Source organism: Nonomuraea aridisoli (assembly GCF_003236395.1).
In the GTDB taxonomy this organism is placed as follows: Bacteria; Actinomycetota; Actinomycetes; order Streptosporangiales; family Streptosporangiaceae; genus Nonomuraea; species Nonomuraea aridisoli.
On record NZ_POUD01000234.1, the window covers coordinates 1 to 14,679 of the forward strand.

The window sequence follows — 14,679 nt, forward strand, 5'->3', positions numbered from 1 at the left end:
TGCGCGAGCGCATGACGACGCAGGACGTCGAGGCGATCACGCCGCAGACCCTGATCAACATCCGCCCGGTCGTGGCGTCGATCAAGGAGTTCTTCGGCACCTCGCAGCTGTCGCAGTTCATGGACCACACCAACCCGCTGGCCGGCCTGACGCACAAGCGGCGTCTGAACGCGCTCGGCCCCGGTGGTCTGTCGCGTGAGCGGGCCGGCTTCGAGGTCCGTGACGTGCACCCGTCCCACTACGGCCGGATGTGCCCGATCGAGACCCCCGAAGGCCCCAACATCGGCCTCATCGGGTCGCTCGCGTCGTACGGGCGGCTCAACGCCTTCGGCTTCATCGAGACCCCGTACCGCAAGGTCGTCGACGGCAAGGTGACCGACCAGATCGACTACCTCACCGCCGACGAGGAGGACCGCTTCGTCAAGGCGCAGGCCAACACGGCGCTCAACCCCGACGGCACCTTCGCCGAGACCCGGGTGCTGGTGCGTACCAAGGGTGGTGAGACCGAGCTGGCCCGGGCCGAGGAGGTCGACTACATCGACGTGTCGCCGCGCCAGATGGTGTCGGTGGCCACCGCGATGATCCCGTTCCTGGAGCACGACGACGCCAACCGGGCGCTGATGGGCGCGAACATGATGCGCCAGTCGGTGCCGCTGCTCAAGAGCGAGGCGCCGCTGGTCGGCACCGGCATGGAGTACCGCGCCGCGACCGACGCGGGCGACATGATCGGCGCCGAGAAGGCGGGCGTGGTCGAGGAGGTCTCGGCCGACTACATCACGGTGATGAACGACGACGGCACGCGGACGACGTACCGGATCGCCAAGTTCAAGCGCTCCAACCAGGGCACCTCGGTCAACCAGAAGCCCATCGTCTCAGAGGGCGACCGGGTGGAGGCCGGGCAGATCATCGCCGACGGTCCCTGCACCGACAACGGTGAGATGGCGCTGGGCAAGAACCTCCTGGTGGCGTTCATGCCGTGGGAGGGTCACAACTACGAAGACGCGATCATCATCTCGCAACGGCTGGTCCAGGACGACGTGCTGTCCTCGATCCACATCGAGGAGCACGAGGTCGACGCCCGTGACACCAAGCTGGGCCCGGAGGAGATCACCCGGGACATCCCGAACGTCTCCGAGGAGGTCCTCGCCGACCTCGACGAGCGCGGCATCATCCGGATCGGCGCCGAGGTCGTGCAGGGCGACATCCTGGTCGGGAAGGTCACCCCGAAGGGTGAGACCGAGCTGACGCCGGAGGAGCGGCTGCTGCGCGCGATCTTCGGTGAGAAGGCCCGTGAGGTCCGTGACACCTCGCTGAAGGTGCCGCACGGCGAGCAGGGCAAGGTCATCGGGGTGCGCGTGTTCTCCCGCGAGGAGGGCGACGAGCTGCCGCCGGGCGTCAACGAGCTGGTCCGCGTCTACGTGGCGCAGAAGCGTAAGATCACCGACGGTGACAAGCTGGCCGGCCGCCACGGCAACAAGGGCGTCATCTCCAAGATCCTGCCGGTCGAGGACATGCCGTTCCTGGAGGACGGCACCCCGGTCGACATCATCCTCAACCCCCTCGGTGTGCCCGGCCGCATGAACGTCGGCCAGGTGCTGGAGACCCATCTCGGGTGGATCGCCGCCCGCGGCTGGGACATCTCCGGCATCGAGGAGGCCTGGGCCGAACGCCTGCGGGACAAGGGCTTCGGGCAGGTGGAGCCGCGTACCAACGTGGCGACGCCGGTCTTCGACGGCGCCCACGAGGAGGAGATCGTCGGCCTGCTCGAGAGCACCATCCCCAACCGTGACGGGGATCGGCTGGTGCAGCGCAGCGGGAAGGCCCAGCTGTTCGACGGTCGTAGTGGTGAGCCGTTCCCCTATCCGATCGCGGTCGGCTACATCTACATCCTGAAGCTGCATCACCTGGTCGACGACAAGATTCACGCGCGGTCGACCGGCCCGTACTCCATGATCACCCAGCAGCCGCTCGGCGGTAAGGCCCAGTTCGGCGGCCAGCGCTTCGGTGAGATGGAGGTGTGGGCGCTGGAGGCGTACGGCGCCGCCTACGCCCTGCAGGAGCTGCTGACCATCAAGTCCGACGACGTTCTCGGCCGGGTGAAGGTCTACGAGGCCATCGTCAAGGGCGAGAACATCCCCGAGCCGGGCATCCCCGAGTCCTTCAAGGTCCTCATCAAGGAGATGCAGTCGCTGTGCCTGAACGTCGAGGTGCTCTCCAGCGACGGCATGTCCATCGAGATGCGTGACACCGACGAGGACGTCTTCCGCGCCGCGGAAGAGCTCGGTATCGACCTGTCCCGGCGTGAGCCGAGCAGCGTCGAAGAAGTCTGACGGTCCACACGCGCGGCCCGCGCCGGAGAATAGCCTCCGGCGCGGGCCGCACGCGTGTCAGGAGCCGGTGAGGACGACGAGCCGCTGGGTGGCTCGCGTCATCGCGACATAGCGGTCGACCGCTCCTTCGACGCCCTCGCCGAACTTCTCGGGGTCGACGAGGACGACCAGGTCGAACTCGAGCCCCTTCGACAACTCCGGGGTCAGCGACCGGACGCGGGACGTCGCCTGGAACGCCGGATCGCCGATGACGCAGGCGATCCCGTCGGCATTGGCGGCCAGCCACGTGTCGAGGATCGGGCCCAGCTCCGCGACAGGCCCGTGCACGACGGGGACGCCGCTGCTGCGGATGGAGGTCGGCACGTTGGCGTCCGGGAGCGCGGCCCGGATGACCGGCTCGGCCTCCGCCATGACCTCCTCCGGCGTGCGGTAGTTGACGCTCAGGGCGGCCGGTTCGATCCGGTCGAGCCCGACCCGTTCGAGCCGTTCCTGCCACGACTCCGTGAACCCGTGCCTGGCCTGAGCGCGATCGCCGACGATGGTGAAGCTCCGGGACGGGCACCGCAGCAGCAACATCTGCCACTCCGCGTCGGTGAGCTCCTGCGCCTCGTCCACGACGATGTGCGCGAACGGCCCGGCGAGCCGGTCCGGGTCGGCGGTGGGCAGCGCGGTCTCGTCCACCAGGGCGTCCCGCATGTCCTGCCCGTGCAGCATCGTCACCACGCCTTCGCCGTCGTCGTCGGCCGCCAGCAGGTCGTCGACGACCCTGGCCATGCGCTCACGTTCGGCGGCGGCGGAGGCCTCGACGCGGCGCCTGCGCCGTGACGTCTCCGGGTCGCCGAGCCGCTGCCGGGCCGCGTCGAGAAGGGGCAGGTCGGACACCGTCCAGGCCTGGGCGTCCGCACGCTGCAGTCTCCGGATCTCGTCGGGGCTGAGCCAGGGGGCGCACATCCGCAGGTACGCGGGCACCGACCACAGGTCTCCGACGAGATCGGCCGCCTCGATCACCGGCCACGCGCGGTTGAAGGTCGTCAGCAGCTCCCTGTTCTGCAGCAGCGACCTGCGGAGCAGGTCCGGCGAGACGTCGTCGTCGTGCTTGTCCAGCAGGATCGTGAGCAGCTCCGCCCAGATCCGGTCGCGCGCCTCGTTGTGCGGAGTGCCGGGTTCCGGCGCTCCGAACGCCTCGGCCCAGTCCTCGGGGCTCAGCCAGATGTCGGACCAGTGCGTCGTGACCGTCATCCCCTTCTGGGGCGGGTTCTCGTAGAACCTGACGGCCGGCTCGATCGCCTTCACCATGTCCGCGGACGACTTCAGGCGCGCCACGTCCGGATCGGTCTCGACCCCGGCCGTGGCGCCCTCGGCGACGAGGTCCCGCAGGGTGCAGGTCTGCACGCCCTCCTCTCCGAGGCTGGGCAGGACGTCGGCGACGTAGGCCAGGTAGGGCTGGTGCGGGCCGACGAACAGCACGCCGCCCCGCCGGTGACCGAGGCGCGGGTCGGAGTAGAGGAGGTACGCGGAGCGGTGCAGGGCGACGACGGTCTTCCCCGTGCCCGGACCGCCGTCGACGACGAGGGCGCCGCGGGATCCCGCGCGGATGATGGCGTCCTGGTCGGCCTGGATCGTGCCGAGCACGTCGCGCATCCGCGGCGAACGGCTGCCGCCCAGGCTGGCGATGAAGGCGGACTGGTCGTCGAGCGCGGCGTGCCCTTCGAACCCGTCCGAGGTGAACACCTCGTCCCAGTAGTCGCTGACCCGGCCGCGGGTCCAGCGGTACCGGCGGCGGCTCGCCAGGCCCATCGGGTTGGCGTGGGTGGCTCCGAAGAACGGCTCCGCCGCGGGGGAGCGCCAGTCGAGCAGCAGCCGGCGGCCCGCGCGGTCGGTGAGGCCGAGCCGTCCGACGTACACGGGCTCGGGGTCGTCCGCGCTGACCATGCGTCCGAGGCACAGGTCCAGGCCGAAGCGACGCAGCGCGCGCAGGCGAGCGCTCAGCCGGTGGATCTCCAGGTCGCGGTCCAGCGCCTGCCGGCCTTTGCCGCCGGGCGCCCTGCGCGCGGCGCCGAGGCGGCCGGACAGGTCGGCGATCGACTGCTCGAGGCTCTCCGCGATGGCCGCGAAGTGCTGCTCGTCGTCGGCGATCAGCTTCGGGTCGGCCTTGGGGGCCAGGTGGTCGGGAAGGTCAAACGCGCTGGTGGTCAGCGGGTTCACGTACATGGGCTCCGATCTGAGGGTTGCTTGCGCGTAGGGCGGCCATGACAGGACCCCGTCATGCGGGGGCTCGTCTTCTCATGGCTCGACGTCCCCGTGCGGCCCGTACGTCGACGACAACGCTCGCACTTCTCGTCCCCCTGGTTTGCACAGCTCGTGGCCTTGGCCGCCGATTCTCCGGCACGACCCGGGTCTTGCCGCAAGCCCCCCGGTGCGCTATAGGTTGAGAGTGGAAGGAGTGGGAGCTCCTCTTTCCCTTCATCGCATCGGCGCTCGACCACCCGGCGTTTCCCGCATCCCGGCCGCGCGGGTCTTGAGACATGGACGCGGGCAGCGAGCAACAGCGTGCCATCGAAGTGATCCCGCGGGAATGGGTGTCGCTGCGATCAGCGGGTCGGCTTCCTCGGCGGGCCGGAGCGCGGCCTCGACCTCGGCGTGACGTCGTCGCGTTCGACGGCTCCGGTGAAACCCGGGCCGAGGCGGTACACGTCGATCCTGGAGGTCTCCGTCGGGAGCATCCCTTCCAGCATGTCGTGCAGGGCCGGCGGCTTGTCGGCGCAGGCAACTATTTCACGACATGGGTTTGCCTGCGCAGACAGCATCTTGATGGCGTGCCGGTCCTGGCGACGGCGGAAAGCCGTCGGTGTTAGGCGGCGAGGCCGGTGTGGAGGGCGGCGGCGACCTGGACGACGCGTTCGGCCTGGTGGCGGGCCGCGTCGCGGGTCTCGTCGTTGATCGGGTTGTCGCCCTGCGCGTCGACGTGGGAGGTGCCGTAGGGGTTGCCGTCGATGAACTTCACCGGGTCGGTGTAGCCGGGGGAGACGATCAGGCCGCCGAAGTGGTGGATGGAGTTGTACAGGGCCAGCAGTGTGGACTCCTGGCCGCCATGGGCGGTGGCGGTGGTGACGAAGCCGCTGTAGACCTTGTTGGCCAGCCCGCCCTGCGCCCACAGCCCGCCCAGGGTGTCGATGAACTGCTTGAGCTGCGAGGAGACGTTGCCGAAGCGGGTGGGGGTGCCGAAGATCACGGCGTCGGCCCAGGCGACGTCGTCCACGGTGGCCACCGGGACGCCGGCGCTGGCGGCGGCGTGCGCGGCCCAGGCTTCGTTGGAGGCGACCGCCGCCTCGGGGGCGAGCTCCGCGGCCTTGCGGAGCCGCACTTCCGCGCCGGCCTTCTCGGCGGCCTGGGCGATCTCCTTGGCGATCTCGGCGCTGAAGCCGGTGGCGGAGTAGTAGATGACGGCGACCTTGACGGACGTGGTCATTGCGGGGGTTCTCCCATCGATATCCGGTGAGGCGGGGCGCGGACGCGCGCCGCTCCTCGAGGTCCATGCGGGGAATGAAGTTGAAACTTAAACCGCTTTGATTGAAATGTCAACTAAAGCCCGCTCCATGGTCAGGACCGGCTTGGGGGCCGGCGGGCGCAGTGGGATCTCGCGGGTGAGGCGGATGTCGGTCAGGTGAGGCTTGCGTCGTCGGGGGAGGAGCGCCGGTTGTCCAGGCCGAGGTTGTTCAGGACGCTGGAGACGTGGGCCTTCACCGTCGTGATGCCCAGGGCGAGGCCGGCGGCTGGGCTTGCGGGCCGTCGGTGTACGGTACGCGTCCGGGCGGGGGTTCGATCCGATGCCGATGAGGTCTTCGGCCTCCTTCACGGCGCAGCGCGGAACCTAGGCTCCTGGCCACACCCCCTGTCGCGCTGGAGGCCTCCATGTCCGGGCCTGTTCGACTCGTGCCGAGACCGGTCATGCTGGCGCGGGTCTGCCTCTGGGTGCAGGCGCTGACCGTTCTCGTGTCGCTGACGATGCTGGTCCAGTACGTGTGGCCGGGGCCCGGAGAGCTCACCGGCCTGGCCCTGATCGTGCTGGCCGGGCAGACGGCGGCGGTTCTCGGGTTGTCCGCGTTGTCCGTCATGACCACGAGGCGGCGCACGTGGGTGCGACCGTCCGCGATCGGGCTTCAGGCGCTGATCGCGCTCGGCGGCCTGGGCGTCATGTTCCTTGAACGCGGATTCTTCTGGGGCGCCCTGGCCCTCCTGGCGGCGGGCGTGGGAGCGACGCAACTCCTGACGGAGCCCGCCCAACGCTGGTTCGACGTGCGAGGGCCGAGAGGAGAGACGATGAGCCGATCGAGCGCCGAGGAGAAGCCCGCCGTAGAAGAGGACCGTCACGCGCGCGCCGCCCGTGACGAGATGTGGCGAGACCGCGTGATCCGCCCGGCCTACGCGACCGCCGGGCGGCACCTGATCGGTCTGACGGTGCCCGCGCTGCTGGTGTTCCTGCCGCTCGGCCTGCTCACCGCGTCGGTGTTGTTCTTCCTCGTGGACGGGTCCGCGGCGGTGGTCAACGGCGGGTTCCAGCTCATCGCCCCTCCTGGCGAGCCGGTGCTGACGTGGTCGGTGGCGACGCTGGTCGCCTCGGTGGCCGGGCAGGCGGTGGTGCTGCCCGCGACCGTGGTGCTCGCCGCCGGCCGGATGGTCGGCAAGAACGTCTCCGCCTCGGCCGCCATGCGGGCCGCGGCCCGGCGCTGGCCCGCGATGACGGCGCTCGTCCTGATCGGCATGGTCGTGGTCGCGGCGTTCGCGGCCATCGGGTTCGGCGTCCTCGCATGGACCGAGGCGCTGGTGGTGGCCTTCGCCGTGATGGCGGCCCTCGCCCTGGGCGGGATGCCGTGCCTGCTGGCCGTGGCGGGCGTGGTCCTGGAAGGCAGGTCCGCGCGCGGCGCGCTCGCCCGTGCCTACCAGCTGACGGGCGGATCCCCCTGGACGACCGTGCTCACCCTGGCCTTCGGCGTCGTGCTCGTCCCGGCGCTGGTCACCCAGGTGGCGAGCTCGGCGGCGGCCGGAAGCCCCGTCGCGCAGGCCGGCGTCGGATCCGTGCTGGCGCTGGTCTCGGTGCCGTTCCAGGCGGCCGTGATCGCCCGCCTGTTCCTGCACCGCCTGGCCGTCAAGGGGACGACCGCCGAGTTCGAGCAGGTCGTCGCCAACCTGCCCGCGGGTGCGCCACGCCCGGTGAGGCCCGTGCCGGTGCTCGCGGGGCTCCTCCTGCCGAGCCTGCTGTACGGCGCCGCGGTCCTGGTCAACCCGCTGGGCTGGCTGGAGGTCTCCGAGACCGTCGTCACGCGGGAGCGGCCACGCGATCCGGGCTCCGACGCGGCCGGGCGCTCGAAGCCCACACTGGAGTCGTCGGACCTGCGGGCGCTGCACGCCGGCCAGGACGGGCGCATGGTCATGCTCATGGACGACTCCCGCGAGGCGAAGCTGCTGACCTGCGCGGACAGCACGTGCTCCGACAACCGGCTGGGCTGGGCCGAGCCGGTCGCCGTCGACAGCGAGCGAAGAGCGGTCAGCGCCCGGCTGACGGACGGCCGCCTCGCCGTGACGACGTGGGCGGTGGACGAGCACTACCGATGGGTGTACGACGAGAACTGGCGCGCCCGGCTCGGGCTCCTGCTCTGCGACGCGACGGCCTGCGTACCGGCGCCCGGCGGCAGGACGCTCGCGGAGGCGACGTGGGGCGGCCGGAACACGGTGGTCGCCCTGGCGGCGCGGCCGGGCGGCGGCCTGCTGGTCGCCCAGCTCCACGGGATTCCAGAGGAGGACAGCGACGCCGACAAGGAGGTGCTCTCGCTCACTTTCTGCGACGATCCGGCCTGCGCCCGGCCGCGCGTGACGGAGGTCGCCCAGGTCCCGGTCAACACGGACACGGGCGGCGGACGCGACCTCATCGTCGGCGTGGACCCGGACGACCGCCCCGTCGCGCTCCGCGTGGATCACGACAGCGGCGCGATCTTCGTGGTCACCTGCGCGGAACCCGCCTGCGCGCGGGCGTACGTGGAGCAGGTCGTCGAGGGTGACGCGTTCCGTCACTGGTTCGACGGGCGCGAGCGGCCTCAGACGGCCATGGTGGTCCGGGCCGACGGTCGTCCGATGATCGCCTATCGCGACATTGCCGGCGGCACGATCATGCTGCTCGACTGCCGCACCCGCACGTGCTCGCAGGCCGACACGGCCCTGCTGACCGCACCTGGCGAGCGCCACGCGGGGCCGGCGATGGTGCTGGACCGGGCCGGTCGGGCCCTGGTCGCCTTCCAGGACCTCGAACGCGAACAGGTCGTGGTCGCCGCCTGCACGGGGACGCTCTGCACCCGGACCCCGGTCACGACGATCCCGCGCGGTGGCGGCCACGGCCTGGCCATGGCGCTGGACGACCGCGGCCGGCCGATGATCGTCTGGACGGACTTCGCGAGCGAGGACGACTGGGACCTCGTCGTGACCACGCCGCTCACCCTGCGATAGCCCGGTACTGGGATCATTCGGGCCATGACAGCTGGGTGGAAGGGCATGGACGTCGTCTTTCATCGGGCCGGCGCCGACCGTACGGAAGAGGTGCTGAGCGTGCTCGACGAGGCGGCGAGCCGGCTCCACGCGCGCGGGATCAGCCAATGGCCCGCGCGTTTCGAGGCCGCGTGGGTCGAGGGCGCCATCTCCCGGGGCGAGACGTGGCTGGTGGCCACAGGGGGCAAGGTGGCGGGGACGGTCACCATGGACTGGTCGGATCCCCTGTGGGCCGATTCCAATGGTTCGGCGGGATACGTGCACCGCGGAGACGTGCCGGTGGGTGGTGCTCCTGGTCAGCGGTCGGATGACGGCCCGGTGACCTGGGTCAGCCGTTACGAGCGGGCGTTGCCACGCGGGTGACGGGTCAGGTTGGTGTGGCGAGGACGCCGGAGTTGAAGACGGAGGCGGCGAGGAGCGAGACGCCGCGTTCGGCGCACGCGGGCAGCAGGTCGTCCAGGGCGGACTGTTCCAGCAACGTGTAGTAGCCGGACAACATCACGGCGTCGACGTCGGTCTCCCGGACGAGCCGGGTGAGCATGCCGGTGTCGTACATGCCCGCCCCGATGGCGCCGACCAGGCCCTCCGCTCGCAACTCGGCCAGCGCCGGGTAACCGTCACGGAGCGCGGCCTCGAAGTGCTCTTCGGCGTCGTGCAGGAAGAGCACGTCGATGTGGCCGACGCCCATGCGCGTGAGGGAGTCCTCGACGCTGCGCCGGATGCCGTCACGGGAGAAGTCCCACACCCGCCGGTGGGTCGCGGGCACCTGGAAGGACTCGTCCATCCGGCCGGCCGGCGTCCTGGGGGACCAGCAGCCGGCCTGCTTTGGTGGACAGGACGTACTGCTCACGCGGCATCTGGCGCAGGAACTCGCCGATCCGGCGTTCGGAGTGTCCGATCCCGTAGTGCGGCGAGGTGTCGAAGTAGCGGATCCCGCCCTCCCACGCCGCGACCAGCGCCGCAGCGGCCGCGTCGTCCGTCAGCGGCGCGAACAGCCCGCCCAGCGGACCGCCGCCGAAGCCCAGCTCCGTGACCTCTACCGCGCTGTGCCCGAGCCGCTTGGTCTTCATTCCGCCGTCCCTTCCTGGCAGCCGTCGTCCTTGACGCGTTCACGATCACAGGCCACCTAGCGGGCGGCCAAGGGAATTAGCGGACGACTTAATGATCGACGTCATGGCGACGGCCAGGCGCGGTCGCGCCTGGCCGTCGTGCTCACCCGTTCGCTCAGCTCGTCGGGCTGACGGTGAGCTTGTCGAGGTCGGGGCTGTACCCGGTGCCGCTGTCGAAGGTGAGGGTGTTGGCGCCGGCGCGCAGGGTGACGGTGGTGGTCAGGTCGCCGGGGGTGTCCCAGCTTCCGGTGGAGGGGAAGGACAGGGTGGTGGCCGGTCCGTCGTTGACGGTCAGGGACACGCTGCGGGTCGGGTCGCCCGCGACGTAGCTGATGATCAGCAGGTACGTGCCCGCCTCGGGCACGGTCACGTCACCCAGGGTCATCGCGCCGCCCTGATAGAGGTCGCCGACCTTCTGGCCGCCGGAGCAGGCCGTGCAGGCCACCACGCGGGCCCGGCCGCTCAGCGTGCCGGACTCGGCCTCGTAGCCGGTGCCGGGGGCGGCCGGAGTGGTCGTCACGGGGACGGCGGCCGACGGCGGCGAGACGTTGCCGGCCGCGTCCCTGGCCCGGATCTCGAACGTGTAGGACGTGCCGGGGTTCAGCCCGGTCATGGTCGTGGTGGTGTCGGTCACGCTCGTCTTGACCGCGCCGTCCTGGTAGACGTCGTAGGCGGTGACGCCCACGTTGTCGGTCGAGGGGGTCCAGGACAGGGTGACGTCCGTGGCGGTGACGTCGGTCGCCCGCGCGTCGGCCGGCGCGGTGGGGGCGTCGGTGTCCGGCGGCAGGACGACCTTGGGCGTGATCTTGACCAGCCGGGAGCCGTGCGCCGGGATGGCGGTGGCCTGCCAGGTGTCGGTGAACTTGCCGAGGTTGCGGCGGGCGACCAGGTCGCGCACCTTCGCCGAGCCCACGATGCCGAGGTCGGCCCATCGCACGGTGATGTCGGCCGGCGAGTCGCCCAGGTTGTAGACGGCCACCGCGAGGCTGCCGTCGTCGAGCTGCTTCTTCCAGGTCTGCAGGGTGCCGCCGGTCACCCGGCTGGGGATGCGCCCGGCCTGGTCGACGGCGATCACCTCGGGGTTGGTGAGGATGGAGACGGCCTTGGCGTCCAGGTTGGCCAGGTCGCCGCCGACGTACAGCGGAGAGGACGCCATGGACCAGAACGTCATCACGCTCTGCCGTTCCACGTCGTTGATGCCGTCCTGGAGGCCCTTGCCGGTGTTGTTGACGATCGGCATGGAGTCGAGGTCCGGCCAGTAGTTCGGGCCGACCACGTCGAGCCAGGCGGGCAGGTCGTTCCAGCGGTCGTCGACGGAGCTGGTCCAGCTGGAGACGGTGTCGCAGTAGCACTCGATGTCGGTGTCCACGCGGACGCTGTTGGCGTGCGGCTTCAGCCCTTCGCCCGCGGCGCGCGGCACCGGCCAGGCGCTGGCGGTCAGCCACATGGTGCGGCCGGACCGGTCGATCGCCCGCGACCACGCCTCGATGTCGGCCACGTTGTCGGCCGTGGTGCCGTCGATCTTGATGAAGTCGACGCCCCAGGACGCCATCCGGGCGACGATGGAGTCGATGTACGCCTGCGCGCACGGCCGCGAGTAGTCGATCTTCCAGTTGCCGCCCCACATGTTGGTGGGCGTGAGCGGTTGCACGGCGATGTCCTGCGCGCGGCAGTCCGTGCCGAGGATCGGGGAGTTGCGGTCGTAGACCGTCTTCTCCAGCCCGGCCGCCCCGTACAGACCGATCTTGAGTCCCTTGCCGTGGACGTAGTCGGCGACGGGCTTGATGCCGTGGGGGAAGCGGGTCGGGTCGGGGTCGGGGATCCCGTTGTCGTCGAAGCGGAAGACCCAGTCCATGGTGGCGTTCCACCCGGCGTCGATGTTGATGTAGCGGTAGCCGGCCTTCTTCAGCTTGCTCGCCATGGCGTCGGCGGCCCGGCGGACGTTGGCCTCGGTCAGCCAGTCGGTTCCGTAGCCGTCGCGGGTGGAGGACTGGACGCTCCAGCTGCTCCAGCCCATGAACGGACGGACGGAGAAGTCGCTCTTGGCGAGGGCGGGGCCGCCATTCACCACCGCGAACGTGGCGGTCAGGCCCAGGACGGTGAGGAGGGTGAGGAGGGCACGGACAGGTGGGGAGTGTCGCATTCGCGTTCCTTGAGGGTGGATCGAGCGGTGCGCGGCGGTCCGCTGATCGGGATGGCGGACGTTCAGGGGTCAGAGGGTGAACAGGGTCTGCACGGCGACCGCCGCGGCGCCGCGCGCCCATGCCTCGAAGGGCAGGGGCCGGATGGTGAGCGGGCAGTTCGCGGCCGCGGCGAACGCCTGCGCCACGAAGGTCTGCCGGATCTGCTCCTCGAACAGGTCGTAGTTGGCGACGCCCTCGCCCGAGACCACCACGCGCTCGGGGCCGACGAGGTTGACCATCGCGGCCAGCCCCAGTCCTATGGCGTGCCCGGCACGGGCGAAGACCTCGCGGACGCCCTCGTGGCCGCCCCGGGCGAGGGCGACGGCGTCGTCCATGGTCAGGTCACGGCCGGCGACCAGGCGGGAGGCGGCGACGATGGCCTCGGTGGAGGCGATGGCCTCGACGCAGCCCCGGCCACCGCAGTGGCACGGCGGCCCGCCGTCGGCCACCGGGACATGCCCGATCTCGCCGGCCACACCGTACGCGCCGGAGACGACCCGGCCGCCGATCACGAGGCCGCACCCGATCCCGGCGCCCACCGTCACGAGCGCGAACGACGCCGTGTCCACGCCCTCGCCGAACCACTGCTCGGCCACGGTCAGCGCCTTGACGTCGTTCTCCAGGGTGGTGATCAGGCCGGTCGCCCTGGTCAGGTGGGCGGCCAGCTCGACGTCGTTCCAGCCGATGAAGGGGGAGTAGCGGACCTTCCCCGAGGCGCGGTCCACGTCGCCCGACAGGGCCACGCCCATGCAGTGGGTCCGTTCTCGGTAGGCGGGGTCCTGCCCGAGCAGGTCGCCGACCAGTCCGACGATCTGGGCGGCGACGTGGTCGAACACGTGGGAGTCCAGCGCGCGGTGCCGGGAGTGCCGGATCTGCGCCCGCAGGTCGGTGACCACGCCGATCAGCTCGTCCGAGGTGATCTTGATGCCGACGAAGAACTCGCGGTCGGCGCGGACGGCGAGCGGGCTGGCGGGGCGGCCGGCGCCGGTGGCCGCCCGCTCCCGGTTGGGCAGCTCCTCGATGTAGCCCGCGTCGAGGAACGGCCGTGCCGCCTTGGTCACCGCGGCCTGCGACAACCCGGTCATCCGCGCGATGTCGACCCGTGAGACGGGCCCGCGGGTGAGGACGGTGGTGATCACGGTGGCCTCGGCAGGGCTGCCGAGGGAGCCCCGGGTGAACGTCGGCGGCTGAAACATGATCGTAACGTAGGTGGATTAATTAACGCTGTCAAGAATTGAATTCAGACCAGGCCGCGGCGGCGGGCCTCGGCGCCGGCCTGGAAGCGCGTCTCGGAGTTCAGCTCGTTCAGCAGCCCGCGCAGGCGGCGCCGGAGGCTGCGGGAGCTGGTGCCGAGCTGGCGGGCGATGGCGTCGTCCTTGAGCCCGGCGGCGAGCAGCGTCAGGAGCCGGCGGTCGTCCGGCCCCAGCCCGTCCGCCGGCTCCGGCCTGTCCGGGGCGCCGGACGAGGGCCGGGCCGGGGGGTGCCGTGCCGGCTCCGCGTTGATCGGATGGGCCTCCCGCCAGAGGCGTTCGAAGAGCTCGACCAGGGCGACCACCATGGTGGAGCCCTGGATCACCACGCTGCGGGTCAGCGGCGGCTGCACATGCAGCGGCATGAGCGCCAGCCGCCGGTCCGCGATCACCATCTTGAGCGGCAGTCCGGGCAGCACCCGCGCGGCCTCACCGGCCTGGATCTGGGCGTCCAGTTCGCTGAGCGCGCCCTCGTGCTGCAACGCCTCCGGCGCGTAGATCGTCCGGTAGCGGACGCCGGCGCGCAGGCGCTCGCTCTGCAAGGGGTTGCGGTAGTCCAGCACGTACGGCGGCCGGTCGAGGGTGAGCACCTCCTTCTCCGCCTCCCGGTGCAACCGCACGAACCAGCGGCCCAGTTCCTCGGGCCCGGCCAGGACCTCGAACTGGCCGGCCGCGTCCCCGACCGGGCCGGCGGCGCGGAAGGCGGCCTCCAGCTCGTCGGCCGTGTCGGAGAGCCGGTCCAGCTCGCCGCGCAGGCTGCGGGCGAGCGAGCGGATCGCCGTTCCCGGGCTCATCGCCATCCAGCGCGGCGCTCGCCCCCACATGCGGCTGACCAGGCCCTTGTCGCGGAGCCTGGCCAGCGACGCCTGGATGCGCCCCGTGCTCTCCCTGCTCCGCCTGGCCAGCTCGCGCACGGTGATGCCGGGGCAGGCGAGCACCTCCCGGTAGACCCGCTCGTCGAAGGCGCTGACTCCCACGATCTCCAGCGCCCGGCCGTCGTCATGCACGCCCCGATCTTTGGCCATTTCCGGCGTTCGCCGCAATAGGCCACATCAACCACCTTGTCAGGAAAATTCACGGAACTATAGAAAGCCGGTTGTGTCTCAGAGAACCGCGCTTCTGGCCGGTGTGATAGTGGCGCTGCTCGCGGCCCGCGAGCGGCGGAGATCATGAGATCCTTCATGCCGTGGATCAGCTCTTCCCCGGCACCTCCAACCACGGCGAGCTCGCCGGCATCGGTGCCGCCTTCTGCTTCTTCCTCAGGGAGGAC

General features: G+C 70.8%; 11 protein-coding genes and 1 pseudogene. 4 read left to right on the top strand and 8 right to left on the bottom strand.

All coding sequences use genetic code 11. The features are described from left to right. Nucleotides 1-2,330: DNA-directed RNA polymerase subunit beta (gene rpoB / locus C1J01_RS36850; protein WP_111183594.1), on the top strand; the 2,330-nt coding region annotated here is incomplete at its 5' end. A gap of 57 nt (nt 2,331-2,387) precedes the next feature. Here rpoB and helR read toward each other — a convergent pair. From helR to wrbA, 3 genes are all read right to left on the bottom strand, one after another. Next, the gene (gene helR / locus C1J01_RS36855; protein ID WP_235854913.1) at nt 2,388-4,541 is read right to left on the bottom strand and encodes an RNA polymerase recycling motor ATPase HelR; all 2,154 of its coding nucleotides are present in this window, start codon (nt 4,539-4,541) and stop codon (nt 2,388-2,390) included. A 380-nt stretch (nt 4,542-4,921) separates the two neighbouring features. Beyond that, a complete protein-coding gene (locus C1J01_RS53270) occupies nt 4,922-5,053 on the bottom strand; it encodes a hypothetical protein (protein WP_268958776.1) in 132 nt (43 codons plus the stop codon). Between the two features lie 128 nt (nt 5,054-5,181). Next, nucleotides 5,182-5,799, bottom strand: coding sequence for an NAD(P)H:quinone oxidoreductase (gene wrbA, locus C1J01_RS36860; RefSeq protein ID WP_111183595.1), 618 nt, complete (start codon nt 5,797-5,799; stop codon nt 5,182-5,184). Nucleotides 5,800-6,242: 443 nt separating this feature from the next. On the opposite strand from wrbA, the gene C1J01_RS36865 reads away from it, so the two are divergent. Then, nucleotides 6,243-8,828 (top strand): hypothetical protein, encoded by a 2,586-nt coding sequence (locus C1J01_RS36865; protein ID WP_146615858.1) that lies wholly within the window; start codon nt 6,243-6,245, stop codon nt 8,826-8,828. A gap of 24 nt (nt 8,829-8,852) precedes the next feature. Then, nucleotides 8,853-9,230: a hypothetical protein gene (locus C1J01_RS36870; RefSeq protein WP_146615859.1), complete on the top strand. Its 378-nt coding sequence runs from the start codon at nt 8,853-8,855 to the stop codon at nt 9,228-9,230. A 4-nt stretch (nt 9,231-9,234) separates the two neighbouring features. On the opposite strand, the gene C1J01_RS53275 is transcribed toward C1J01_RS36870, so the two are convergent. The 5 genes from C1J01_RS53275 to C1J01_RS36890 form a co-directional block, all read right to left on the bottom strand. Then, complete coding sequence (locus tag C1J01_RS53275; RefSeq protein WP_220040270.1) at nt 9,235-9,651, bottom strand: aldo/keto reductase; 417 nt, start codon at nt 9,649-9,651, stop codon at nt 9,235-9,237. Then, nucleotides 9,593-9,937, bottom strand: a complete 345-nt coding sequence (locus tag C1J01_RS53280; protein WP_220040271.1) for an aldo/keto reductase — start codon at nt 9,935-9,937, stop codon at nt 9,593-9,595. The genes C1J01_RS53275 and C1J01_RS53280 overlap by 59 nt, the downstream gene beginning before the upstream one ends. A gap of 154 nt (nt 9,938-10,091) precedes the next feature. Continuing rightward, a complete protein-coding gene (locus tag C1J01_RS36880; RefSeq protein ID WP_111183598.1) occupies nt 10,092-12,119 on the bottom strand; it encodes a fibronectin type III domain-containing protein in 2,028 nt (675 codons plus the stop codon). A gap of 69 nt (nt 12,120-12,188) precedes the next feature. Next, nucleotides 12,189-13,355 carry an ROK family transcriptional regulator gene (locus C1J01_RS36885; protein WP_111183599.1) on the bottom strand — a complete coding sequence of 389 codons (1,167 nt, stop codon included), beginning with the start codon at nt 13,353-13,355 and terminating at the stop codon, nt 12,189-12,191. Between the two features lie 44 nt (nt 13,356-13,399). Beyond that, nucleotides 13,400-14,416, bottom strand: a complete 1,017-nt coding sequence (locus C1J01_RS36890) for a TrmB family transcriptional regulator (RefSeq protein WP_181449175.1) — start codon at nt 14,414-14,416, stop codon at nt 13,400-13,402. Nucleotides 14,417-14,553: 137 nt separating this feature from the next. Here C1J01_RS36890 and C1J01_RS52630 point away from each other — a divergent pair. After that, nucleotides 14,554-14,679: pseudogene (locus tag C1J01_RS52630) on the top strand (3-dehydroquinate synthase); the annotation flags it as partial.

Coding starts and splice junctions, on each gene's coding strand:
- helR (WP_235854913.1), bottom strand. CDS start 4,541: ATGTACGTGAACCCGCTGACCACCAGCGCGTTTGACCTTCCCGACCAC.
- C1J01_RS53270 (WP_268958776.1), bottom strand. CDS start 5,053: ATGCTCCCGACGGAGACCTCCAGGATCGACGTGTACCGCCTCGGCCCG.
- wrbA (WP_111183595.1), bottom strand. CDS start 5,799: ATGACCACGTCCGTCAAGGTCGCCGTCATCTACTACTCCGCCACCGGC.
- C1J01_RS36865 (WP_146615858.1), top strand. CDS start 6,243: ATGTCCGGGCCTGTTCGACTCGTGCCGAGACCGGTCATGCTGGCGCGG.
- C1J01_RS36870 (WP_146615859.1), top strand. CDS start 8,853: ATGACAGCTGGGTGGAAGGGCATGGACGTCGTCTTTCATCGGGCCGGC.
- C1J01_RS53275 (WP_220040270.1), bottom strand. CDS start 9,651: ATGGACGAGTCCTTCCAGGTGCCCGCGACCCACCGGCGGGTGTGGGAC.
- C1J01_RS53280 (WP_220040271.1), bottom strand. CDS start 9,937: ATGAAGACCAAGCGGCTCGGGCACAGCGCGGTAGAGGTCACGGAGCTG.
- C1J01_RS36880 (WP_111183598.1), bottom strand. CDS start 12,119: ATGCGACACTCCCCACCTGTCCGTGCCCTCCTCACCCTCCTCACCGTC.
- C1J01_RS36885 (WP_111183599.1), bottom strand. CDS start 13,355: ATGTTTCAGCCGCCGACGTTCACCCGGGGCTCCCTCGGCAGCCCTGCC.